The organism is Lysobacter sp. 22409 (genome assembly GCF_052045105.1).
Classification (GTDB): domain Bacteria; phylum Pseudomonadota; class Gammaproteobacteria; order Xanthomonadales; family Xanthomonadaceae; genus Lysobacter; species Lysobacter antibioticus_B.
This window is the reverse complement of record NZ_JBQEOE010000007.1, coordinates 106,809-129,138: the sequence shown is the minus strand read 5'-3', so window position 1 is coordinate 129,138 and position 22,330 is coordinate 106,809. Positions and strand designations below refer to the sequence as shown.

Genomic DNA, 22,330 nt, shown 5'->3' with positions numbered 1-22,330 from the left:
ACTCGAGGTACTGGTCGCGTAAACGCTTCGTCTCCGCGCAAGCACTGTAGCTTCCGGTACTGGGGCCTATAACGGTCCCAGGACCGGCGCCTTGTCGCGCACGCCTGGCCAGGCGCGGCAAATAGTCGGGATCTATCCGAGGCTGAGGCGGATTTCGCACTCGGCCATAGGCGTCGCTGGAAGTGGCCCAGGTGCCCCAAGTCTTCAGGTGCGCTTGGTCAGCCTCGCACGGCTCGGATTGATAGCTGATCTCCTTGCCGCGAACGCACTTATGGATGTTCTGGGCGGGCACCGGGCCCGTTACGAGTACAAGAAATAACCCAACCGCGATCCTTGCGTGCATAGCGCCCCCTGCGCCGTTTGGTCGCTCCACGATACGACCAAGAATCCGCAACGAACAGGCCCGGCGGAAACCTGTTCCACGTATCCAGGTCGCGCCAGTGCATGGCGGACGCTCGGCAGTCCTCGCGCCGATCGTTGCGATAACAGTTCCAGGTGCAGGCTCGATGGGCGTCCTTCTCCTTTACGACCGGCTATCCTGCCTGCCTACCCAGGGGGAAGCGTCATGGACGAGAACACACGCACCGTCAGGAAAGACGAGGATCGAAGCCCCTGGGGCTGGATCAGCCCCGGGCTCGCCATCCTGATCTTCAGCGGGATCGTTGCCGCCGCGGGCGCGGCAGCCTTCCAGATCGGCAAGCAACAGACCGCCGCGGCCGACAAGAAACGCAACGAAGCGGCCGACCGGGCCATCGCCCAACAGCAGCAGATACAACTGCGAATGGAAGAAGCCCTTGCCGAGCGCGACAGCCTGCGCGACCGGGTGCTGCAGTTGGAAACCGAGCTTTTGGCCGAACGCAGCGCACAACCGCAAGAAAAAAGCTCACTGCGCTGCATCAACGGCGAACTGGTCGTTCGCAAGGGAAACACCTGGTCCTCGGCCGGCGACTGCTGAGCCAGTGCGCGAGTCCTCGTATTCCTGAGGCCGGACACCGCCATAGCGCATCCAGCCACCGGTTCGGCGCACGCCCGCGCTGACGGGCTGGCCAAACGCGGCCGGATCGGATGCAATCGGGCCGACCCTTCGTGCCCCAGGACCATGACCGCGTCGACCGAAGCTCGTCCCAAGCCACACTCAAGCCCCCTGCCCCGCACCGAACCGCCGTTCTGGCTGCCGTTGTTGGCCGGCCTGCCCTTGGGGCTGGGGCTGCTGTTGATGGCAGTGCCCTTGCTGGACCATGGCGCGGCGACGGCATCGCGCACGCTGTACCTGTTCGCGCTGACGCTTTGGATGCTGCCGCTGACGGCGCTGCAACGCGGTCTGTGGCGTCGCGGTGTGGCCGGCTGGGCCATGGCCGCGGTGTTGCTGCCGGCGAGCTATGCGATGGTGGTCGCGACCAAGGCCCTGAGCGTGGTGATGATCGCCTGGAGCAAGGGAGCCACGCTCGACGGCTTCAACTGGTGGTTGATCTTCCGCGGTCTGGAAGGCGCTTGGCTGGCATTGATCGCGTACTGCGCCATCCATGCGGTGGCGGTGTATTACGCGGAGTTGCAGCAGGCCCAGGCGCGCCATCTGCAGTCGCAGGCCCTGATCCGCGACGCCGAGCTGCGCGCGCTGCGTTATCAACTGCAGCCGCATTTCCTCTTCAATACCCTCAACGCCATCTCCGCTCTCGTGGCCGAGGGACGCAATCGCGAAGCACAGCAGATGTTGGCCTGCCTGGGCGATTTCCTGCGCGCCACGCTCGACGGTGCGCACGGGCATGAAGTCGGCCTGGCCGATGAAGTCGCCATCACCGAGGCCTATCTGGATATCGAGAAGGCACGCCTGGGTGCGCGCCTGCTGGTGAAGTGGGAGCTCGGCCCCGGCCTGCTGACGGCGCAGGTGCCCTATCTGTTGTTGCAGCCTCTGGTCGAGAACGCCATCCGCCACGGCATCGCCGCACGCACCGCGCCGGGCCGACTCGACATCCACATCGGCGACGAGGCCGGCCGGCTGCGCGTGCAGGTGAGCAACGATCTGTGTGCGGAGCAAAGTCGTGGCCCCGACGACGACAGCGTCGCGCGGGCAGAGCCGGTGGGCCTGGGCAACATCCGCGCACGGCTGGCCAATCTTTATCCCGGCGATCACCAACTGAGCGCGGGCATCGGCGCCGATGGGCGTTATCGGGTGGACCTGTCCTTTCCGTTGCGGCTGCATGCAGGGGCGACCGCATGATGCGCGTGGCGGTGGTCGACGACGAACCCCTGGCGCGCAGCGGCGTGATCGCACGGCTGGCCAGTTGCACCGATGTCGTGGTGGAGGGCGAATACGCCGACGGCCCCTCGGCGCTGGCCGGGCTCGAACAGCGCAGGCCCGATCTGGTGTTCATCGACGTGCAGATGCCCGGCATGACCGGCCTGGAAGTGTTGGCCGCGCTGCCGTCGACGTGCCGGCCGTTGGCGATCCTGTTGACCGCACACGACAGTTTCGCGGTGCAGGCCTTCGCGCTCAACGCGGTGGATTACCTGCTCAAGCCGATCGACGAGCTGCGCTTCGCCGAAGCGCTCGACCGCGCAAGGCGCTTGCTCGCCTGGCATGCCGGCGGCACCGCGGCGCAAACGCCGGGCGGCATCGTCCCGGAACCCGCTTGGCCGACGCGTTTTTCGGCACGGGTCGGGCGGCGTTCGTTGTTCGTGGCTACCGCCGACATCGATTGGATCGAAGCCGATGGCGATTACGCCAGTCTGCATGCCGGCGGTCGCATGTACCTCTTGCGCGAGTCCTTGCATCATCTCGCCACCCGCCTCGACCCAGCCTGCTTCGTACGCATCCACCGTTCGACCATCGTGCGCGTGGATCGTATCGCCGAACTGCAGGCTCAGACCAATCGCGATGCCATGCTGCGTCTGCACGACGGCACCCCGTTGCGGGTCAGCCGCACGTATATCGACACGCTGCTGGCGCGGCTGCAAGGCGCTCGTTCGTAGACGCACCGGGATGCGCCGCGGCACCGTTCCCCACCGACTCGGCGCAGGCCGTGCACGACTGACCGCAGTAGCCGATCCGGGCCCGAATCTCGCGACTAGAGTGGCGTCACCGCCCCAGGAGCACCGTCGCATGTCGCGTACTCGAACACTCCGCTTAGCCTCCCACCTGCACGCTTCGCTGGCGCTGAGCCTGGCCATCGCGCCCTGGCATACCGCGCTCGCGGCCGACAGCTGCGCCGCCGGATCGAACTCGCCCGCAGCCAAGACCTCGCAACTGATGCTCGATGCGCTGCGCGCCACCAACGGCGTGCCGGGCATGGGAGCGGCAGTGTGGCGCGACGGCGAGGTCGTGTGGACCGGCTGCAGTGGCCTGCGCGACATCGCCGCGAAGTTGCCGGTCGAGCGCGATACCGTGTTCCGTCTGGCCAGCGTGTCCAAGCCGTTGGCGATCACCGCCGCGGCGAAGCTCGCCGAACAGGGCCGGCTCGATCTGGATGCACCGGTCTCGGGAATGTTGCCGTGGCTGCGCAACGACTGGTCGCCGATCAGCGTGCGGCAGCTGTCGGCGCATATCTCGGGCATGCCGCATTACCAGCTCGGAGACAGAAACGCCGGCCAGCGTCACTACGCGACCGGCCGCGACGCGGTCGGCATCTTCGCCGATCGCAAGCTGTTGTCGGTGCCAGGCACGACCTACCGATACTCGTCCTGGGGCTATACCTTGATCGGTGCGGTGATCGAAGCCCGATCCGGCCAACATTACCTGGACTATCTCGCCGAACAGATCATTCCGGGCCTGGCCATCCAGGCCGATACCGACGGGCTCGGCAAGAACGTGTCGCGCCTGTACAAGATCGGCGACGGCGCGCCGCGCCCTGCCCCGCCAAACGATTTCAGCTACACCTGGCCCGGCGGCGGCATGGCCGGCACGCCCGAGGCGCTGGTGCGGTTCGGCGGGCGCCTGCTGCAAGGCCGCATCGTCTCGCCGAAGACGTGGCAGGCGATGTTGCAACCGACCCGCTACGCCAACGGCCAACCGGTGCGCGAACGCGACTACGGCCTCGGCCTGGGCTGGCGCATCGGCAAAGACGAGGACGGCGCAGGCATCGCCCATCACGCCGGCACCACCGACGGCGCACGCAGCGCGCTGGTGCTGTGGCCGCACCAGGATCTCGCCGCCGGCGTCTTGTCGAACGCCCAGTGGGTTTCGGCGATCGACAAGACCGCGATGATGCTGGCGGCACCGCACCGGCCTCGGCCGCAGGGCCTGCTGCCCCGGCCCTGCCCGCTCGCGGCGACGCGCTATCGCGGCAGCCTCGGCGAACGCCGCTTCGACGGCGAGCTCAGCTTCCGTCTCGTCGACGGCCGTTGCATCGGCCAACTCAGCGCCGCCAATTCGCTCGGCGGCTACTTCGACGCGGCCGAAGCCTGGCCCACTCGCAAACTGCAAGTGATCGCGCTCGACCGCGACGGCCAACTGGCCCGCGCCGCCCTGGTCGCGCCGACCGGGCTGTACGACTTGCGTGCCAAGGCGACAGGCGCTTGGTCGGCGCGTTTCAGCGACGAACTCAGTCTGGAATTGATGCTCTGACACGGCCGCGGGAAGCGGAGGTTCGCGCATACGACGATGACGGCCAACCTGGCCGTCATCGCGCATCGGACCGGAGCGTACCGATCTACGGCGCCGCTTCGCCGCCATGCTGGCTGAAGGCCTGCGTGCTGCCATCCAGCAGCACGAGCTCCACCGTATAGGGCGACACGCTGCCATCGGGCAGTTCCATTCCCGGCGAGCCCGCGGGCATGCCCGGAAGCACCAGGCCGCGAGCCCGGGGACGCTCGGCCAGCAGACGATGGATGTCCTGCGCCGGCACATGCCCTTCGATCACGTAGCCATCGATTTCGGCGGTATGGCACGAACCCTTGCCATGCGGAACCCCGAGCCGTTGCTTGATCGGGTTGAGAATGTCCTCGTCGCGCGCCTCGACCTGGAAGCCGGCCTTGCGCAGATGCTCGACCCACAGATGGCAACAACCGCAGGCCGGGTCTTTGTGCACCAGAACCTGCGGCAATGCCACGGGGCTCACTGGGGCTGACACGACAGGCGTGCTGGCCGCCGCGCTATCGGGCGACCGTGCGCAGGCACTCAAGGCGAGGCCGGCTCCCAGCGCCAGCCACAGTCCGGCTTGATATTTGTTCATTCGCATGACGGCGTTCCTTAGCGTTTGGGCCGCGAAGACCAGTGAATATGCACGATTCGCCAGCCTGGCTGCGCTCGCTCGAGCACCATCGTTTCGGTGCTCAGCAAGATCGTGGGCTTGCCATCCCCGCTGGTATGCACTTCGCTCTCGGTGCCCACCCAGGCCAGACCGCCTTCGGCGCGGGCGGTGCGGCGCAGCACTCGAACGCGCGCCGTTTTCAGGAATGCGGCATCGTGCGCAGCATGCCCGCCCAGGTACTGTTCGCGCGAATGCTCGGCGCCGCCGCTTTCCAGAATCAGCGCCTCGTCCGCCAACAACGAGCCCGCCTGGGTCAGGTCTCCGGATTGGAGCGCCGAGGAAAAGCGCTCGACCGTTTCGAGCGCAGGCTTCGCGGCCGCCGAGACATCGCTGTTGGCCGGCGATGCGTGCTTGCCATCGTGGGCCGGTGCCGGCAACGCGAACAGTGCGGCCACGCAGAAACAGGTCAGTAAGCGCAAAGGCATCGATTTATTCTCCCAGGTAAGTGAACGGTCAATGTTGGTGGTCATGGCCATCGTCGCTGGCTGGATGGGTTTGGGGATTGGGTTTCGCTTCCGGCATGGCCATCCCCGCATGGGGATCGACGGCCTGGGGTTTTGCCGGCGGTTTGGGCCCGGACGGTTTTACCGTCGAAGCATGCAGGTGCTGCATACCATTTGCGTGGGTATGGCGGGTTCCGCCTTCCGACGCCCTACCCGGCTTCGCTCCTGCGGCATCGCTTTCGTCGCTCTGCCGGGGATGCGCTTGTTCATGCACTGGCCCGCCGCTTTCCTGGTGCGCGTCGCGCTGGCCCGGCGCATGCGCATGCCCACCGGTTTCTCCGCCGCCGTGCGAGTGCCCGCCGCTGCTGGCGACCCAGGCCTGGTACTGCGCTTTGTCCAGCTTGGGCAATTTTTGCAGGAACGCGGCCATGTTCCAGATGTATTCGTCTTGCATGCTCTTGCCCCAGGCCGGCATGCCGCTGGCCTTGATGCCGTGCTTGATCGCCCAGAACGCCTCGGCGGCGGACACCATTTTTCGAGTCAGGTCCGGCGGCGCCGGATACAAGCCCTTGCTCAGTTCGGTCGGCCCGCTGCCTGGCGCCAGGTGACAGCCCGCGCACATCGCGGCGTAGTTGCCCGCGCCCTGTCGGATGCGCGCCTCATCGTCGAGACCCGACGGCAGTTGCAACTCGCTCGCTCGTACGGAGATCGAGCGAGCGCGGGCGGTTTCCAGCAATGCGTAGACCGCAGGCGTATGCGGCTCGTCAGCGGCGACGTTGTAGACGCCGGAATATACGGTGGCGGCGCCGGCGACGGCGACTAAGCCGATCGCGAGCATGGCCGCGAGCATGGAGGTGTGGATGGTCTTCATGGAGTCTCTCGTGAATCTTGTGCGAACGCGCGAGCGTGCTGGCGAACTCGTCGCGCAGCTGGGCGCGGCCTCGACCCTGCTCGAACCTGCGCCGATGCGAGGCGCAGGATCGCCGCTCCGACGCGTGGCTCGGCCAAGCCGGCGCGCAATCGAATCAGCGATCCGCCGGCGCAAGCAGCGACGGAATCGAATGGCATGGCGAGTTCTGCATGCGCCAGGGACGCCCGCGGGAGTGGGTAGGACCGTCGTGCTCGGGCAGACCGAATACACGACGGCAGGCGCCTTTGCGGCGCCGGCGAACGCTCAGGCGATGGGAGGTCGAATCAGATGCGGGAGCGCGGGCGCGGGGTGACCCAAGCTCATCGCTCGGATCGACGGATCGCGAGCGATGACCACCATGGGCTGCGCGACGGCCGGCACCGCGAACGCGCAGCTCTGCGTGCATGCGCAACCGCATGCGGAGGATTCGCAACAATCCGGTGCGGGATCGGCGCAGCCATCGGGAGCCGGCCCGGAGGCATCGCTTGCGGCACCTGACTTTCCTGGCGGCACCGCATGATGCTCCAGACAGGGCGCAGCGCCGTTCTTCGCTGCCGCCGTAACCGATGACGAAGCGGCCGGCATCGCCATTGCGCCCAACATGCGTATCGATGCGTTCGCCGTCCCTATCCCGTTGAGGATAAGAACCAGGCTCAGCAGCAAACGCAGCGCGATGGCGGAAACGGACATGGCGGCACGATACCTCATCCGGGCTTCGCTGAGACAGGCCCGACATGAAGGTCGGTCCCGAACTCGGCCGTGTCCCGCGCTTACGCTCGACTTGCGGCTTCACGGGACTGTCGAAGATTCCGGCGATTGCTTCGACTCGGCTCGGCTCCATGGCCATGCCGCATGCGCGAGCGCTGTGCGGATACCGGGCGCTCGCCGGATGACGCCGGTGTTACCGGCATGCGAACCCGCGCTAAGCCATTGATCGAGTTACGAACGCAAACCGTAAGGTTCCCGGCAGGTGAATCCGGGCGCAAACGTGGATGCTCCGTCCTGCCGCCGGCCAGGACGACGCCGGCGCGGCTCGCCGGCATCGGATGCGAGCGAGAGTCGTCTGCACAGTGAGGACAGGATCATGGCCACCATCAGCTTCGCCGGTTACGGCGTCTGGAACAGCACCAACGACGTCACCAGCAAAGTCACCCAACAGTACGCCAACAAGCAGCGCAAGTTCATCGCCAACAACGGCGACTACGGCGATCCGGCGCCGGGCGAGCGCAAGTATCTCTACATCGTCTGGAACAACAACGGCGCCACCGACAGCGGCGTGGTCGGCGAGGACGACGATCGCGGCATCATCGTGCCCTGAGCCATTGCCGGCAGACGCCGTTCCGCCGGTCGGAGCATCGCGCGNCGCCTGGCCAGCCCTCGATCGGGGCCGGCCCGCAAGCAAAGCATCTTCCGCCGCGTCCTATTCCGGCAAGATGAAGAAGCCGAGCGTCTTCAGCCGTGTCCGCCCGGGGGTTGCGTATCTCGCGGCGTTCGCCGCGAACCAGCGCTCGAAAAAACCAGCGTCGGGCTTCAGGCGTCCAGCGTGGCGCCGCCGTCGACGCGCAGATCGTGCAGGGTGATATGCCGCGCCCGGTCCGACAGCAAGAAGCAGACCGCCTCGGCGACATCGTCAGGGTCGGCAATACGCCCAAGCGGAATCCCCAGGCGGAAGCGATCGGCGGCGCCATGGAGAATGTCGCGGCGCGCCGCTTCGTCGCGCACGAAGGCGCGCTGCATCGCGGTGTCGGTCGAGCCCGGCGAGACGATATTGCAACGCACGCCCTTCGGCGCCAGCTCCAGCGCCAGGCAACGCAGGTACTGCGTGGCCGCGGCCTTCGAAGCCGCATAGGCCGACATGCCGAAGCGCGGCGCCGAGGCGGCGTTGGAGCCGACCAGGACGATGCTGCCGCGGCCGCGAGCGACCATGCGCCGCGCCACCGCCCGCGTGGTCGCGAACACGCCGCGGGCGTTGACCGCCATGCAGGCCTCCCAATCCTCCAGGTCGAGATCGAGCGATTCGCCGACGCGCAAGATGCCGGCGACATGCGCCAGGTGTTCGATCGCCCCGAAGCCGTCTTCGACCTCCGCGACCGCCGCATCGACCGCGGCGACATCGGCGAGGTCCAGGACGATCGCATGGACCTGCGAGCCCGCGCGGCGCAATCCTTCGGCTACGGCCTGGAGCAAGTCGGCGTCGCGATCGACCAGGGCCAGTCGCGCGCCCTCCCCCGCCAGGCGCTGCGCGGTCGCCGCGCCGATGCCTTGCGCGGCGCCGGTCACCAGCACAGTGCGGCCGACGAACTCGCCGGGCTTCAATGCGACAGCGCTCAAGCCGCGACCTCGTCGAAGGCGTCCATGATGCGATGGCGTTCGTCGTGGTAACGGTCTTCGTCCCAGCGATCTTTCCAGTACGGCACCGCGTACATCATCCGCCGCGGCACACCGCGAACCTCGGCGAGGAAATCGCGGATCGCGACTACCTGCGCGCTTTCGCCGGCCAGGGTCACCGACACCGTCTCGGCCTCGTTCCACGGCAGCTTGCGCACCGCATCGAGCAGCAAGCGGCTCGCGCCGGCGGGACCGCCATGGCGCGACAGCCATTGCGCGTTCAAGCGTGGGTGCGGCGGCAGCGGCTGCACTTCGCTCGCATCCGGCACCTCGATCAGAACATCGACCTGCGCCGAAACCGATAGCTTGGCCATCACCGCGTACAACAAGGGATAGCTGCTCGGGTCGCCGATCAGTACGAAGCGCTGCGCATGCCCCTGGAACAGATCGGGCCCGCCCGGCCCGGCCAGGCCGAGCGGGTCGCCGGCGCCGGCGCGCATGGCCCAACGCGAGGCCGGGCCATCGTCGCCGTGCAAGACGATGTCGACGTCGATCTCGTTCGCGTCCGGGTCGATGCGCACCACCGTATAGGTACGCACATGCGGCCGCACCGCATGCTCGGGCCAGACCGGGCCGCGCTCGCCGAGGCTCGGCAACACCGGCGTCTCACCGGCGGCATGGGGAAACAACAGCTTGATATGCGCGCCTTCGCTGCCGCCCGGAAAACCGATCAAGTCGTCGCCGCCGAGGGTGAAGCGGCGCATACGCGGGGTCAGGTCGACGACCCGCAGCACCCGCAGCAAGCGCGGGCGCGGCCGTGCGCCGCTCATGCCGCCTCCGCCGTGCGAGGCGAACAGACCCGCCCGGCCAGGGCACCGACCGAGATCGCCGGTTCGGCGATCACCGTTTCGAGCACCTCGCACAGCGCGGCGTGATGCGCCTGCAGGGTCGCCGCATCGTAAGCCTGCGGATTGGCTTCGATGTCGAAACGGATGCCTTCGGCCATCGGCGAGACAGTGATGTCGAGGTCCTCGACCGAACCGACCGAGATCGGGTGGGCGCGGCTGTGCAGTCCTTCGAAGACGAAGCCGCGATCGAACGGCATCAGGTTCACCACCGGGCCGTAGAGCTGGGCGTGGCCGTCGGCCAGGCCGAGATCGCGGCGCATCCATTCATAGTTATAGAGCTGATGGCTGCGCAGTTCGCGTAATTCGCCGGCCACCGTTCGCACCAGGCCCTCGAAGCTCTGCTCCGTGCCGATGCGCAGGCGCAGCGGCACTACGTTCATCGCCATGCACGGCACGGCGAGCGCGGGCGTACCGAGCCGGTTCATCACCAGCAAGCCCAGGCTGAGATCGCTCGCGCCGCTGCGCGCATGCAGCCAGGCGAAGATCGAGGCGATCAGCCAGGTCGCCCAATCGACTCCGAGCCCCCGCGCCGCCGTCTGCCACCGCGCGTACTCGGCCGGCGCCAGCAGGCGGCGTTGCGAATGCGAGCTGTCGTCGGGCGCGCGCTTCGGGCCGAGGGTCACCGGCTCGCCGACGTCGGCGAAACGCTGCGTCCAGTAATCGCGGTCGGCGAGGAACCGTGGCGAGGCGCGATACGCCGCCTCGTCGGCGATGCTCGCCGCCAGGGACCAGTCGCGCGTCGGCGCCGCCGCGCGTCCGCCGACACGGGCCGAATACAGTTCGGCGACGCGGTGGATCAACAGCAGATAGGCGAAGCCGTCGAGGGCGATGTGGTGGGCCCGCAGATACCACAGGTGGCGGTGCTCGCCGAGTCGGATCAGTGCGGTCGCGAACAAGGGCCGCTGCGCCAGGTCGGCGCTGCGCTGCAGGTCCTCGTCCATCCAGGCGCGGGCGCTGCGCCACGGATCCTCGCAGTTCGAGTAGTCCTGGTGCGCGATCGTCACGGGCCGTGCCGCGTCGAGAATTTGCACGACCTCTTCGCCCTGCAGACGATAGCGCATGTGCAAGGCATCGCAGGCCGACAAGGTGTCGCGCAACGCGGCTTCCAGCGCGCCGAGATCCAGCGGACCGGTCAGTTCGATCGCCTCGGCAGTCCAGAACGATGGGCTGTCGGGATCGAGTTGTTGCCCTGCCCACATGCCGTACTGCGGGCCGGTCAGCGGCAAGGCTTGGCTGTTCTGCTGCATCAGGCGGCCCGTCGCGAATCGATCAACTGCCACCACTCCGACACGCTGCCGCGTTCGGCCAGTTCGACCAGGCCGATGCGCTCGCCGCGGCTCGACCAGCGCTCGAGCAAAGTCATCAGCCGGATCGAGTCCAGGCCGGCTTCGAAGGGATTGTCCGAGGCGGCGATCTCGTCGAGCGGCACCTCCATGATCTGCGCCAGCTCGGTGCGCAAGGCGATCAGGCTGCGCGGCAGGCCCAGGCCGGCGCCGAGCGCATCGATGCAGGCGGTGCGATCGATGACGACGCCGCAGCGACGCGACACGTAATCCAGCGCCATCGCATGCTCCTCGGCGGAAAAGTCGGCGACCGCATCGGCGACCATGAACGGCTGGATGTCGTGCATGAAGGCGTCGGCGAGGGTCATCATGCAGCCGATATGGGCATAGATGCCGCAAACGATCAGCTGGTCGCGGCCCTGCTCGCGCATGCGTTCGCGCAGGTCGCTGGAAACGAAAGCGCTGTAGCGCCATTTGGTCAGCACCACATCCTGCGGGCGCGGCGCGATCTCGAGCGCGACCGGCGCCAGCTCCGGCTTGGCGGTGATGCCCGGCCCCCACCAGGGCTGCAGCAGGCCGCGTTGCACCGCGCTTTGCTCGGTCGGCTGCGCCGTGTAGACCACCGGCACGCCGGCATCGTCGCAGGCATCGCGCAAGGCGCGGATGTTCGCCAGTAGTTCCGGCACCGGCGCCTGGGCACGGTCGTAGAAAGCGAGGAAGTAATCCTGCATGTCGTGGATCAGCAGCACCGCGCGGGACGGGTCCGGGCGCCAGTCGACGCGGTTCGCGGGCAGGCGGTCGGTGCCCGGCATGGGATAGGAAGCGATGGTCGGAATCGTCATGACAGCGTTTCGGCGAAAAGTGAGTGAGGGGCCGAGGCGTCGGCCGGCGGCGCGACGAAGCGGGCGCGCAGGAGTTTCTTGTCGATCTTGCCGACCGCGGTGCGCGGCAGGCGCTCGATCGGCTCGATGCGGTCGGGAATCTTGAACGCGGCGATGCCGCGTTCGCGCAGGAAGCGCTGCAGCTCGCGCGGACTCGGCGCGGGCTCGCGCAGGACCACGAACGCGCAGGATTTTTCGCCGAGCCAGCGGTCCGGCATCGCCACCAGGGCGGCATCGAACACCGCCGAATGCGCGAGCAGATGGCTTTCGACTTCCTCGGCGGCGATCTTCTCGCCGCCGCGGTTGACCTGGTCCTTGGCCCGGCCTTCGACGATCAGATGCCCCGAAGCCAGGCGCCGAACGCGGTCGCCGGTGCGGTAGAAACCGTCCTCGGTGAAGGCTCGGGCGTTATGCGCCTCGGCGCGGTAATAGCCGCGGATGGTGTACGGCCCACGCGTCAGCAAATGACCGGTTTCGCCCTCGGGCACCGGCCGATCGTCGTCGTCGACGATGCGGATCTCGTCGTCGGCGCTGATCGGGCGTCCCTGGGTGCTCAACACCAGTTCCTCGGCATCGTCGTCGCGGGTGAAGTTGACCAAGCCTTCGGCCATGCCGAACACCTGCTGTAAGCGGCAGGCGAACGCGCCCGGCACGCGCCGCGCGACTTCGTTGGCGAGATGAGCGCCGCCGATCTGGATGGTCCGCAGGCTGGACAAGTCGTGGCGTTCGCGCGCGCGCGATTCCAGCCAGGCCAAGGCCAGCGACGGCACCAGCGAAGTCAGGGTCACGCCCTCGCCGGCGATCAGGCCGAAACAGAAGTCGGGTTCGGCCTGGCGCGCTAGCACGACGCGGCCGCCGACCTCGAACACGCCGAGCGCACCCGGCGAACTCATCGGGAAATTGTGCGCACACGGCAGCACGCACAGATACACGCACTCCTGGTCCAGCCCGCAGATCTCGGCGCTGGCGCGAACGCTGTAAAGGTAATCGTCGTGGCTGCGCGGGATCAGTTTCGGCACGCCGGTGCTGCCGCCGGACAGCTGCAGGAAGGCGATTTCGCCGGCCTTCGGCCCGGGCTGATCGATCGGCGCATCGTAGAGCGAATCGAAAGCGTGGAACTCCTGCGCCTCGCCGACCACGATCACCTCGCGCAGGCAGTCCTGCGATGCGCGCACCTCGCGCATCAATTCGCGGTAATCGAAACCGACATCGCGGTCGGCGATCACACAGGCCCGGGCCTGGGTATGCTCGACGAAGTAGGCGATCTCCGAACGCCGATGCGCCGGCAAGGCGAACACCGGCAAAGCACCGATGCGGAACAAGGCATAGCAGGCGACGTAATACTCGCCGAGGTTTGGCAACTGCAACACGACCCGATCGCGCGGGCCGATGCCCAGGCGGGTCAGTCCAGCGGCGAAGCGCCGGATTTTCTCGTCGAACTGCGCATAGCTCCAACGCCGTTCGCCGCAGACCACGGCGATGCGTTCGCCGTGTTCGGCGGCGACCTGGGCCAGACGCTGATACAGGCCGACCCCGGCCCAGTAACCGAGTGCGCGATAGCGCTCGGCGAAGTCCTCCGGCCACGGCGTGCAACCCTCGAGCAGATCGGTGCCGCTCATGCCCTGCCCTCCGCGCCGGTCGCCTCCACCGCCTGGGTCAGGCCCATCGCGTTGAGCATGGTGCCGAGCTTGGCGGTGGTCTCGGCGAGTTCGGCATCGGGTTCGGAACCGGCGACGATGCCGGCGCCTGCGAACACGGTCGCGCTGTCTTCCTCGACCATGGCGCAGCGGATCGTCACCGCCCACTCGCCGTCGCCCTCGGCGTCGCACCAGCCGACCAGGCCGGTGAACAGACCGCGGTCGTAGCCTTCCAACTCGTGGATCACGCCGCGCGCCGGTTCGGTCGGATAACCGCAGACCGCCGGCGTCGGGTGCAAGGCCAGCGCCAGGCGCAGCGAGCTGGTATTCGGATCGATCAGCTCGCCGTCGACCACGCTCGACAAGTGCCACATGGTCGGCGTCGCCACCAGCGACGGCGTCTTCGGCACGCGCAGATCGCGGCAATAGGGACGCAAGGCCGCGGCGACCGCATCGACGACCAGGGCGTGCTCGTAGCGGTCCTTGGCCGATTCGAGCAGTCCGCGCGCCCGGCGCTGGTCTTCCTCGGCATCGGCGACGCGTGGAATCGAACCGGCCAGCGGGTTGGAAACCACCCGCGCACCGCGCTTGGACAACAGCAGCTCCGGGCTGGAGCCGATCAGGCAGGCCTTCGGCCCGGCCGCGCCGGCCAGATCCATGGCGAAGGTGTAAGCGCCGGGTGCACGCGTCAGCAATTGCGCGAGCAACTGCGGCACGTCGACGCGCGCGGCGATGCGCAGGCTGCGCGACATCACCACCTTGCTGATTCCGCCGTCGTGAATGCGGTCGAGCGAGCGTTCGACGTTGCGCTTGAACTGCGCCGGCGCCGGCACCGACTCGACCCGCGGTGCGGACTTCTGATCCGACGGCAGCGAACTCAAGGCGGCGCCGCGGTGACGCGCACGCCCCGCGGCGAATGCGGCCTGCGACGGCACCCACAGGCACGAGGCTTCCGAGGCACTGAACGGCACCGCGCCCATCAACGGCAGACGCCCGCTGTCGGCGGCCACCCGCGCCAGCAATCGCTCGGATTCGCCGGCCAGATCGGCATCGATCGAATGCACCAGGGTTTCCAGCACGCCGCGCGCATGCAGTTGATGGGTCGCCGAGGAGAACAGCGAATCGTGCGCCAGATAGCTCGACAACAAAGCCGGAGTCGCAGGCGAGCGGGCGCCGTGGTTTGGGGACTCCACCGCCGTCAGGGCATGCGTTTCGCCGATCATCGCCCGCCCCCTGCCCGCGTCGAAACGAACTGGGGACGAACGGAAACGGGCCGTCGCGATGCGGCAGACGATCGGACACGGGGGGACGCGCAAGCCGCGCCTCGGTATGCGTTCACTGTGATTACCTGCAGGCTCTGGGTGTGATCGAGCTTGCGGGCAGGAACGCCGGCTGGCTGAGTGATGGCGGGCATCGTGCCCGTCATGGAATCGTCATGCGCCGGCGGGTCGCCGACTGCGGATTAAAGTACGCCGAGCCACCAGCCTTGGCAAGCCGGGCTTCGCGCTCGCATCGTTCACTTTCGATATGAGCGGCACACGAACGCCGCGGACTGCGCAGGCTTTCGCAAAAACCGGCGCGGTTGCGCGTCGCAAGGCGGAAACGCCGCCCTGCGACACGCATCACATCCAGAGCGCGTCAGCGATCCTGGTAATAGACGTTATCGATCAGCACATCGACGTTCGCCGCCGGCGGGTCCGACACCAGCATGAACATCTGTTTCACCGCATGCAGGTCGAGATCGTGGAAGGCGCTGAACGGAATGCTGACCTCGTGCCAGCGGCCATCGCGTACCAGGCCGTACTGCTGGCCGCCGTTGACGAAGTCGATCCAACTGTCGCCGAACGAGGAATTGATGCCGATCTTGAACGTCGACGGTGTGGTCGTACGCATATGGAACTTCAAGCGCCCGTTGCCGAAGCGGCTCATGTTGCGATAGCCGGTGGCTACGCCGAGGCCGTACCAGGCGCCGGCATTGGCGCGGAACGCCATCATCTGATTGCCCTCGAAGGCCGGCGCGGAAATCGGCGCGAGGTTGTTCCACAGGTACAGATTGGCATCGCCGTTATAGCGCAGGCGGTCGTTCATGTCGCTGCGCTCGGTGAACACGCCGAACTTGCCGCTCGGCGCCGCCCCGCCGACATAGAGCTCGCTGCCGGGGTTCTGGTACAGGCGGATGTAATCGATCTCCATCTTCGCCGGCAACGGCGCGGTGATGCCGTTGCCCGACATGATGCCGGTGTAGCTGCCGCCGACCGCGAGATTCAGCAACAGGAAGTATTGATGATGGAACTCGTGCAGCGAAGCGCCTTCGATGTTGGAGATGGCGAATTCGAAGAACTGCTGGCCGTCGATGGCGACGCGGATGAACTGCGGGTCCCAGGTCATGCGGTAGACGTGGAAGCCGCCGTTGAGATCGCTGGCGCTTTCGTGGTCGCGGCCGTAGTCGGCCTGCGAGCCCTGGTAGTCCCAATGCACCGCGGCGCCGGCGCGGCGGTTGGTCCGCCCTGCCGCGATGGCCGCGGCCGAGCCCATCTCCATCAGGTCGATTTCGCCGCGCGCCGGCCAGTTGCCGACCGTGCCGAGCATCCAGTACGCCGGCCACAGGCCGTTGCGCAGGTCCGGCACCTTGATCCGCGCTTCCAAGGTGCCGTACTTGAAGTGCATGCGGCCTTCGGTCTTCAGGCGCGCCGAGGTGAAGCCGCGGCTGCCGAAATTCTCGCGCCGCGCTTCGATCACCAGCCGTCCGTTCTCGATGCGCGCGTTCTCGGGGCGGCTGGTGTAGTACTGCAACTCGCTGTTGCCCCAGCCGCACAGGCCGATCTGGCAACCGTCGCCGACGTCGTAGATCCATTTGTTGCCGTCGATGGACGGGCCATTGAAGTTGTCTTCCCAGACCAGGGTCTGCGCCCGCGCCGCCTGCGGTGTCATGGCCAGGCCCGCAGCGAACAGGGCTGCGGGGGAGAAAGCGAATACACGTGCGAGGTTCATGATCGGCTCCGATGCTGAACATAGCGCCTGCCGGTGGCAGGTCCGGGGCCAAGCTCGAATCTCATGACAGCGCTGTCAACGGCTGTTTTTCCCGTCTTTCCTTTTGCCTGGACGGGTTCACACAATGCATGTGGGCTGGTTGGTAGTAAGCGCGGATGCGCGGCGGCGGCATGCTGCACGACAGCAGGCGGGATCGGGCGGCTGCACGTCTGTGCGCCTGCGCGCACCGCCACCATCTCCCGCTCTTGTTTCGTCATCCCCGCGAAGGCGGGGATCCTGGGCTTTATCGCCACATGACGCTGAAGTCTCGTGACTCTGAAGTCTCCGGACCTCCGCCTTGGCGGGGATGACGGCCTGACGTGCCTGCAAGAAGCGCGGCAATACCGGATAATCCCCGCCCGTTCGCCGTTCCGCCGCCTGCGTATGACTGCATTGCACCGTCTGCTGCTGTTCCTCGTCCTCGCCACCGCCAGCCCGGCCGGCGCTGTCACCCTGCCCGCCCCCGCCTTTCCCGCCGTCACCATGCCGGACCGTTGGGTCCACGGCGCGCCCGGCGAAACCGGCCTGCAAGTGCACGAAGCCGCGCCCGGGTTGTGGATCCTGCGCCAGTCCAAGGCCAGCAACTTCGAGGCGCCGTTCCTGTACCTGTTGGCGGGCGACCGAGGCGCATTGTTGCTCGATTCGGGTGCCGAACCTGCCGCCGGCAGCGAGCTGCCGCTGCGTGCGACGGTCGATCGCCTGCTCGGCGAGTGGCAGCGCCAGCACAAGCTCGACGCCTTGCCGCTGGTGGTCGCGCACAGCCACGGCCATCGCGACCACGTCCATGGCGATGCCCAGTTCCGCGATCGTCCCGACACCCGGATCGTAGGCACCCAGCCGCAGCAGGTCGCCGCCTTCTTCGGCCTCGACCGCTGGCCCGAAGGCGAGGCGCGTTTCGATCTCGGCGGTCGCACGCTCACGGTGCTGCCGTTACCGGGGCACGAGCCTGCGCATATCGCAATCTACGATACGCAGACGGCAAGCCTGTTCAGCGGCGACAGCCTGTATCCCGGCTTGCTGACCGTGCGCGACTGGCCGGCCTATCGCGCCAGCGCGGCGCGCCTGGCCTCGTTCGCGCAACGCCACCGGGTCGAGCGCGTGCTCGGTGCGCACATCGAGATGAGTGCGCGCGCCGGCCGGCTTTATCCGCTGGGCAGCGCTTACCAACCCGACGAGCACGCCCTCGCCCTCGACGCATCGAGTCTGGCGCTATGGCAGAAGACCTGCGCCGAGCTCGGCGATTTCCTCCACGAGGAAGTGCGCGACGAGTTCGTACTGGCGCGCATCGCCCAGCCCGGCGAGTTCGCCGACAAGCCGAACACGCACGGCATGCTGGTCGCCGGCACCGACGTGGTCTACCTCTCGCATCTGCCGATGTTCCATCGTCCGCACGATTACCAGCTGATCTTCGAAGCCGGCCTGCCCGCCGATGCCTTGGCGCAGTACCGCGCCGACGCGAAATCGCATCCGCGCGAGTACTACACGCTGGCGCCGAGCGAGCAGTGGGTGTTGCCGGAAACGATCCGGCCCGACGGCCGCTTCAAGGCCGATCTGTACCGCGGCCACTTCGAACGCGGCGGCACGCCCATCGTTACCGGCATCGAGGTGAAGGTCGGGGGGATCGTGCACTTCCGCCGCTTCGAAGCCGGGCGCAAGCCCGAGCCGCGGCAATGGATCGCCTTCGGCCGCGGCCGCGAGCATTTCCTCGCCCACCGCCTCGAAGGCGCGCCCGACATGGACCAGGTCGTGCAGGTGTCGGCGGCGCATGGCGAAGGCGAGCGCGTCTTCGGCGAAACCGCAGCGGCAACGAGCAGCGGCGAGCTCAAGCCCGGCGACCGTATCGGCGGCGCCGTGGTCGAGCGCGCGCTGTACACCGAATATGGCGACCTCGCCCGCTGAGCTCGCTGCCAAGCGGAGCAACCTTCCCATCGTGTCGACAGCGCCTCTCACGAACGGTTAACGCGGCGAATCCGGAAACCGTTGAAACTGTCCCGTCTCCTGCCGCATCCTGTGCCGTCTCCGATCCGACGCTCCATGACCTATTTCCCGCTCCTGCTGCGCGTGCTGTTGATCGTGGCGATCAGCCTCAATGGCTACGCCGCGGCGACGATGTCGGTGGGCGGCGCTCATGCCATGCATGCCTCTTCGACTCCCATGGCGATGCCGCCGTTGGCTGAGCCGGCAATGGCGACGGGCACGCAGACGGCCATGGACGCCGATTGCCACGACATGGGCGCAGCCCCTGCCCACGCGGCGCAGCCGCAGGCGCCCGCCGAACCGGACCAGGAAGCCGCCGACGATTGCTGCGGCAAGTTCCGTTGCCAGTGCGATTGCCTGCAGGCGGTCGCCATCGTGCGCATCGCCCTGCCGGTGCCGCCGCAGTTGTCGAACACCTTGCTCGCTCTGCCCGTCGAAGCCGCCGCCCCCAGCGGCGTGTCGAGCCTGCCGATCCGGCCTCCTATCGCCTGAGATCCGTCAGGCCGGGGCTTCGCGCCCGGCCCGCGGCCCAGGCGCTTACACCGCGCCCTGCGCCGCCCGCCCGCGCAAGCTTCGTACGCCGGCTCGACCGGCCGTTGCGGACTGCGCGCTTCGCACACCGTTGCGACTCTTCCGCAAACAGGAAGAACCTCATGAATCGATTCAACCGCTTCGACGGCGCCGCGCCGATCGATGCCGGCCGCCGCCGCTTCGTCACCGGCCTGGCCGTGGGCGGCCTCGCCGCAGGCACCGGCCTGTGGCATTCCGCATTCGCCTCGACCGGCCTGGCCGGCACGGCGCAGACCTTGCGCGGCACCGAGTTCGACCTCTCGATCGGCGCCGCGCAGGTCAATTTCACCGGCCGCACGCGCCCGGCGATCACCGTCAACGGCACCTTGCCGGCGCCGATCCTGCGCTGGCGCGAGGGCGACACCGTCACCTTGCGCGTCGCCAATCGCCTGGCCGAGGGCATGTCCTCGATCCATTGGCACGGTCTGATCCTGCCGTCCAACATGGACGGCGTGCCCGGTTTCAGCTTCGACGGCATCCATCCCGGCGAGACCTACACCTATCGCTTCCGCGTCGGCCAGTCGGGCACTTACTGGTATCACAGCCACTCGCTGTTCCAGGAACAGGCCGGCCTGTACGGCGCCATCGTGATCGATCCGCGCGAGGCCGCGCCCTTTCATTTCGACCGCGAGCACGTGGTGCTGCTGTCGGACTGGACCGACCTCGACCCGGGCGCACTGTTCCGGCGCTTGAAGAAGATGTCGAGCTACGACAACTACTACAAGCGCACGGTCGGCGACTTCATGCGCGATGCGCGCGAGCGCGGCCTCGCCGCGACCCTGCGCGACCGCGGCGACTGGGGGCGCATGCGCATGACCCCGACCGACTTGTCCGACGTCAACGGCCACACCTACACCTATCTGCTCAACGGCGTCGCGCCCGCGGGCAACTGGACCGGCCTGTTCCGGCCTGGCGAGAAAGTGCTGCTGCGCTTCGTCAACGGCTCGGCGATGACTTATTTCGACGTGCGCATCCCCGGCCTGAAGATGACCGTGGTCGCTGCCGACGGCCAGTACATACACCCGGTCAGCGTCGACGAGTTCCGCATCGCCGTCGCCGAGACCTACGACGTGTTGGTCGAACCCTCGGGCCAGGACGCCTACACCATCTTCGCCCAGGACAGTGCCCGTACCGGCCATGCCCGCGGCACCCTCGCGGTGCGCGAAGGCCTGCAGGCCGAAGTGCCGCGCAACGACCCGCGCCCGCTGCTGACCATGGACGACATGGGCCACGGCGGCATGTCGCATGGCGCCGGTCACGACATGTCGCAGATGAAGGGCATGGAAGGCGGCTGCGGCGCGAACATGGGCATGGCCGGCATGGATCATGCCGCGATGAAGGACAACAGCGCGGCGGGCAAGCCGAGCGCGGGCGACGAACGCCTGATCGACATGCGCACGATGTCGACCTCGGCCAAGCTCGACGACCCCGGCATCGGTCTGCGCGACAACGGCCGCAAGGTGCTGGCCTACGCGGACCTGCGCAGCCTGTTCGACGACCCCGACGGACGCGAGCCGAGCCGCGAGATCGAGCTGCACCTCACCGGCCACATGGAGAAGTTCGCCTGGTCCTTCGACGGCCAGAAATTCGAAGGCGCCGAGCCGATCCGCATGACCTACGGCGAACGCCTGCGCATCGTTCTGGTCAACGACACCATGATGACCCACCCGATCCATCTGCATGGCTTGTGGAGCGACCTGGAGAACGAGCAAGGCGAGTTCCAGGTACGCAAGCACACCATCGACATGCCGCCGGGCACGCGACGCAGCTATCGGGTACGCGCCGACGCGCTCGGGCGTTGGGCCTATCACTGCCACCTGCTGTATCACATGGAAGCCGGGATGATGCGCGAAGTGAGGGTCGAAGAATGAAGACCTCACGCACTTTGCATCGTTCCGCGCTGACGCTCGCCTTGCTCTGGGCCGGCGGCGTCACCGCGCAGACGATGGATCACACCGATCACGCCGCACGACAAACCGCCGGCAAGCCCGCCGTCGAACCGGCTGCGGCCGATGCGAAAGCATCGAAGCATTCGCCGGTGGATCACGCAGCGATGGATCACTCGCAGATAGACCACGCGACGATGCAGGATCCGCCGCGCACACAGACGCCTGCCGCGTCGACGCCCGAGGATCGTTCGAAGATGGATCACTCGCAAATGGATCATTCCAAAATGGACCACTCGCAGATGGGCCACTCGGGCATGGATCATTCAGGCAGGCAGCACGCAGGCAGCACACCGCCCTCGGGCGAACCGCGTGAGCCGATCCCGACCCCGACCGACGCCGATCGCGCCGCGGCGTTCCCGCCGGTGTCGCATCACATGCGCCATGCGCCGGCGGTCAACAGCTATCTGCTGATCAACCGGCTGGAAGCGGTCGAGGTCGAACACGGCAGCGCCCAAGCCTGGGAAGCCCAGGGCTGGGTCGGCACCGATACCGATCGGCTGTGGCTGCGCAGCGAAGGCGAGCGCGAACACGGGCGGACCGAGTCGGCCGATCTGGAAGTCTTGTACGGCCGCGCGATATCGCCGTGGTGGGACCTCGTCGCAGGCGTCAAGCACGACTTCGCACCGGCGGGTTCGCAGACCTGGGCGGCGATCGGCGTGCAAGGCCTGTCGCCGTACAAGTTCGAGGTCGCCGCGACGGCCTACATCGGCGAGTCGGGACGCACGGCATTGAACCTGGAGGCCGAGTACGAATTGCTGCTGACCAATCGCCTGATCCTGCAACCGCTGATCGAGATCGACCTGTCCGGCCGCGACGACCCGCAACGCGGCATCGGCTCGGGCCTGAGCAGCGTCGAGGCCGGGCTGCGCCTGCGCTACGAGATCACCCGCCGGTTCGCGCCCTATGTCGGCGTGACTTGGGAACGCGCGTTCGGCGGCACCGCGGACTACCGCCGCGACGCAGGCGAAAGCGTCGAGGACACCCGTCTGGTCGCCGGCGTGCGGCTGTGGTTCTGAACCCGCGCCGATCTTGAGCATGCACCGCTTTCGAGCGTGCGAGTGCGNACCGAAGCCGGCCCGCGCAGGGCCGGCCACAGTCCGCAATCTGGCTGCGGACTGAAGCGGGCCGGGCCTCTGTCCGGCCCGATGCTATGGCCCCATCACCTCGA

Annotated in this window: 20 protein-coding genes; 9 read left to right on the top strand and 11 right to left on the bottom strand. The window is 67.5% G+C overall.

The window, feature by feature from the left end; all coding sequences use genetic code 11:
* The first annotated feature begins 565 nt into the window (after positions 1-565).
* The 4 genes from ACTJJK_RS05935 to ACTJJK_RS05920 all read left to right on the top strand — a co-directional run bounded on the left by ACTJJK_RS05935 (position 566) and on the right by ACTJJK_RS05920 (position 4,561).
* Complete coding sequence (locus ACTJJK_RS05935) at positions 566-955, top strand: hypothetical protein (RefSeq protein ID WP_440729748.1); 390 nt, start codon at positions 566-568, stop codon at positions 953-955.
* Positions 956-1,099: 144 nt separating this feature from the next.
* Complete coding sequence (locus ACTJJK_RS05930; RefSeq protein WP_440729747.1) at positions 1,100-2,218, top strand: sensor histidine kinase; 1,119 nt, start codon at positions 1,100-1,102, stop codon at positions 2,216-2,218.
* Positions 2,215-2,970, top strand: a complete 756-nt coding sequence (locus tag ACTJJK_RS05925; protein ID WP_031372439.1) for a LytR/AlgR family response regulator transcription factor — start codon at positions 2,215-2,217, stop codon at positions 2,968-2,970. The genes ACTJJK_RS05930 and ACTJJK_RS05925 overlap by 4 nt, the downstream gene beginning before the upstream one ends.
* 130 nt (positions 2,971-3,100) lie before the next feature.
* The gene (locus tag ACTJJK_RS05920) at positions 3,101-4,561 is read left to right on the top strand and encodes a serine hydrolase domain-containing protein (RefSeq protein WP_440729746.1); all 1,461 of its coding nucleotides are present in this window, start codon (positions 3,101-3,103) and stop codon (positions 4,559-4,561) included.
* A gap of 85 nt (positions 4,562-4,646) precedes the next feature.
* Here the strand turns inward: ACTJJK_RS05920 and ACTJJK_RS05915 are convergent, their stop codons facing one another.
* The 4 genes from ACTJJK_RS05915 to ACTJJK_RS05900 form a co-directional block, all read right to left on the bottom strand.
* Complete coding sequence (locus ACTJJK_RS05915; RefSeq protein WP_440729745.1) at positions 4,647-5,174, bottom strand: DUF411 domain-containing protein; 528 nt, start codon at positions 5,172-5,174, stop codon at positions 4,647-4,649.
* Positions 5,175-5,185: 11 nt separating this feature from the next.
* A complete protein-coding gene (locus ACTJJK_RS05910) occupies positions 5,186-5,716 on the bottom strand; it encodes a YybH family protein (protein WP_440729744.1) in 531 nt (176 codons plus the stop codon).
* The gene (locus tag ACTJJK_RS05905; RefSeq protein WP_440729743.1) at positions 5,700-6,560 is read right to left on the bottom strand and encodes a c-type cytochrome; all 861 of its coding nucleotides are present in this window, start codon (positions 6,558-6,560) and stop codon (positions 5,700-5,702) included. The genes ACTJJK_RS05910 and ACTJJK_RS05905 overlap by 17 nt, the downstream gene beginning before the upstream one ends.
* A 303-nt stretch (positions 6,561-6,863) precedes the next feature.
* A complete protein-coding gene (locus tag ACTJJK_RS05900; RefSeq protein WP_440729742.1) occupies positions 6,864-7,289 on the bottom strand; it encodes a CopL family metal-binding regulatory protein in 426 nt (141 codons plus the stop codon).
* Between the two features lie 394 nt (positions 7,290-7,683).
* Between ACTJJK_RS05900 and ACTJJK_RS05895 the strand changes: the two genes are divergently transcribed.
* Entirely contained in the window at positions 7,684-7,917 is a 234-nt protein-coding gene (locus tag ACTJJK_RS05895; protein WP_031372445.1) for a hypothetical protein, read from the top strand.
* Positions 7,918-8,129: 212 nt separating this feature from the next.
* On the opposite strand, the gene ACTJJK_RS05890 is transcribed toward ACTJJK_RS05895, so the two are convergent.
* The 7 genes from ACTJJK_RS05890 to ACTJJK_RS05860 form a co-directional block, all read right to left on the bottom strand.
* Complete coding sequence (locus ACTJJK_RS05890) at positions 8,130-8,930, bottom strand: 2,3-dihydro-2,3-dihydroxybenzoate dehydrogenase (RefSeq protein ID WP_223621046.1); 801 nt, start codon at positions 8,928-8,930, stop codon at positions 8,130-8,132.
* Entirely contained in the window at positions 8,927-9,757 is an 831-nt protein-coding gene (locus tag ACTJJK_RS05885; RefSeq protein ID WP_440729741.1) for a siderophore-interacting protein, read from the bottom strand. Before ACTJJK_RS05885 ends, ACTJJK_RS05890 begins: the two co-directional genes overlap by 4 nt.
* Positions 9,754-11,082 carry a condensation domain-containing protein gene (locus ACTJJK_RS05880; protein WP_440729740.1) on the bottom strand — a complete coding sequence of 443 codons (1,329 nt, stop codon included), beginning with the start codon at positions 11,080-11,082 and terminating at the stop codon, positions 9,754-9,756. Before ACTJJK_RS05880 ends, ACTJJK_RS05885 begins: the two co-directional genes overlap by 4 nt.
* Positions 11,082-11,960, bottom strand: coding sequence for an isochorismatase family protein (locus ACTJJK_RS05875; RefSeq protein WP_440729739.1), 879 nt, complete (start codon positions 11,958-11,960; stop codon positions 11,082-11,084). The genes ACTJJK_RS05880 and ACTJJK_RS05875 overlap by 1 nt, the downstream gene beginning before the upstream one ends.
* Positions 11,957-13,618, bottom strand: coding sequence for a (2,3-dihydroxybenzoyl)adenylate synthase (locus tag ACTJJK_RS05870; RefSeq protein WP_440729738.1), 1,662 nt, complete (start codon positions 13,616-13,618; stop codon positions 11,957-11,959). Before ACTJJK_RS05870 ends, ACTJJK_RS05875 begins: the two co-directional genes overlap by 4 nt.
* Complete coding sequence (locus ACTJJK_RS05865; protein WP_440729737.1) at positions 13,615-14,859, bottom strand: isochorismate synthase; 1,245 nt, start codon at positions 14,857-14,859, stop codon at positions 13,615-13,617. Before ACTJJK_RS05865 ends, ACTJJK_RS05870 begins: the two co-directional genes overlap by 4 nt.
* Positions 14,860-15,274: 415 nt before the next feature.
* On the bottom strand, positions 15,275-16,627 hold the full coding sequence (locus ACTJJK_RS05860) for a glycoside hydrolase family 16 protein (protein WP_440729736.1): 1,353 nt from the start codon (positions 16,625-16,627) through the stop codon (positions 15,275-15,277).
* Between the two features lie 423 nt (positions 16,628-17,050).
* On the opposite strand from ACTJJK_RS05860, the gene ACTJJK_RS05855 reads away from it, so the two are divergent.
* From ACTJJK_RS05855 to ACTJJK_RS05840, 4 genes are all read left to right on the top strand, one after another.
* Positions 17,051-18,565, top strand: coding sequence for an MBL fold metallo-hydrolase (locus ACTJJK_RS05855; protein ID WP_440729735.1), 1,515 nt, complete (start codon positions 17,051-17,053; stop codon positions 18,563-18,565).
* Between the two features lie 135 nt (positions 18,566-18,700).
* Positions 18,701-19,135 (top strand): CopL family metal-binding regulatory protein, encoded by a 435-nt coding sequence (locus ACTJJK_RS05850; protein WP_031372454.1) that lies wholly within the window; start codon positions 18,701-18,703, stop codon positions 19,133-19,135.
* A gap of 161 nt (positions 19,136-19,296) precedes the next feature.
* Positions 19,297-21,084 (top strand): copper resistance system multicopper oxidase, encoded by a 1,788-nt coding sequence (locus tag ACTJJK_RS05845; RefSeq protein WP_440729734.1) that lies wholly within the window; start codon positions 19,297-19,299, stop codon positions 21,082-21,084.
* Positions 21,081-22,178: a copper resistance protein B gene (locus tag ACTJJK_RS05840; protein WP_440729733.1), complete on the top strand. Its 1,098-nt coding sequence runs from the start codon at positions 21,081-21,083 to the stop codon at positions 22,176-22,178. Before ACTJJK_RS05845 ends, ACTJJK_RS05840 begins: the two co-directional genes overlap by 4 nt.
* Positions 22,179-22,330: the final 152 nt, after the last annotated feature.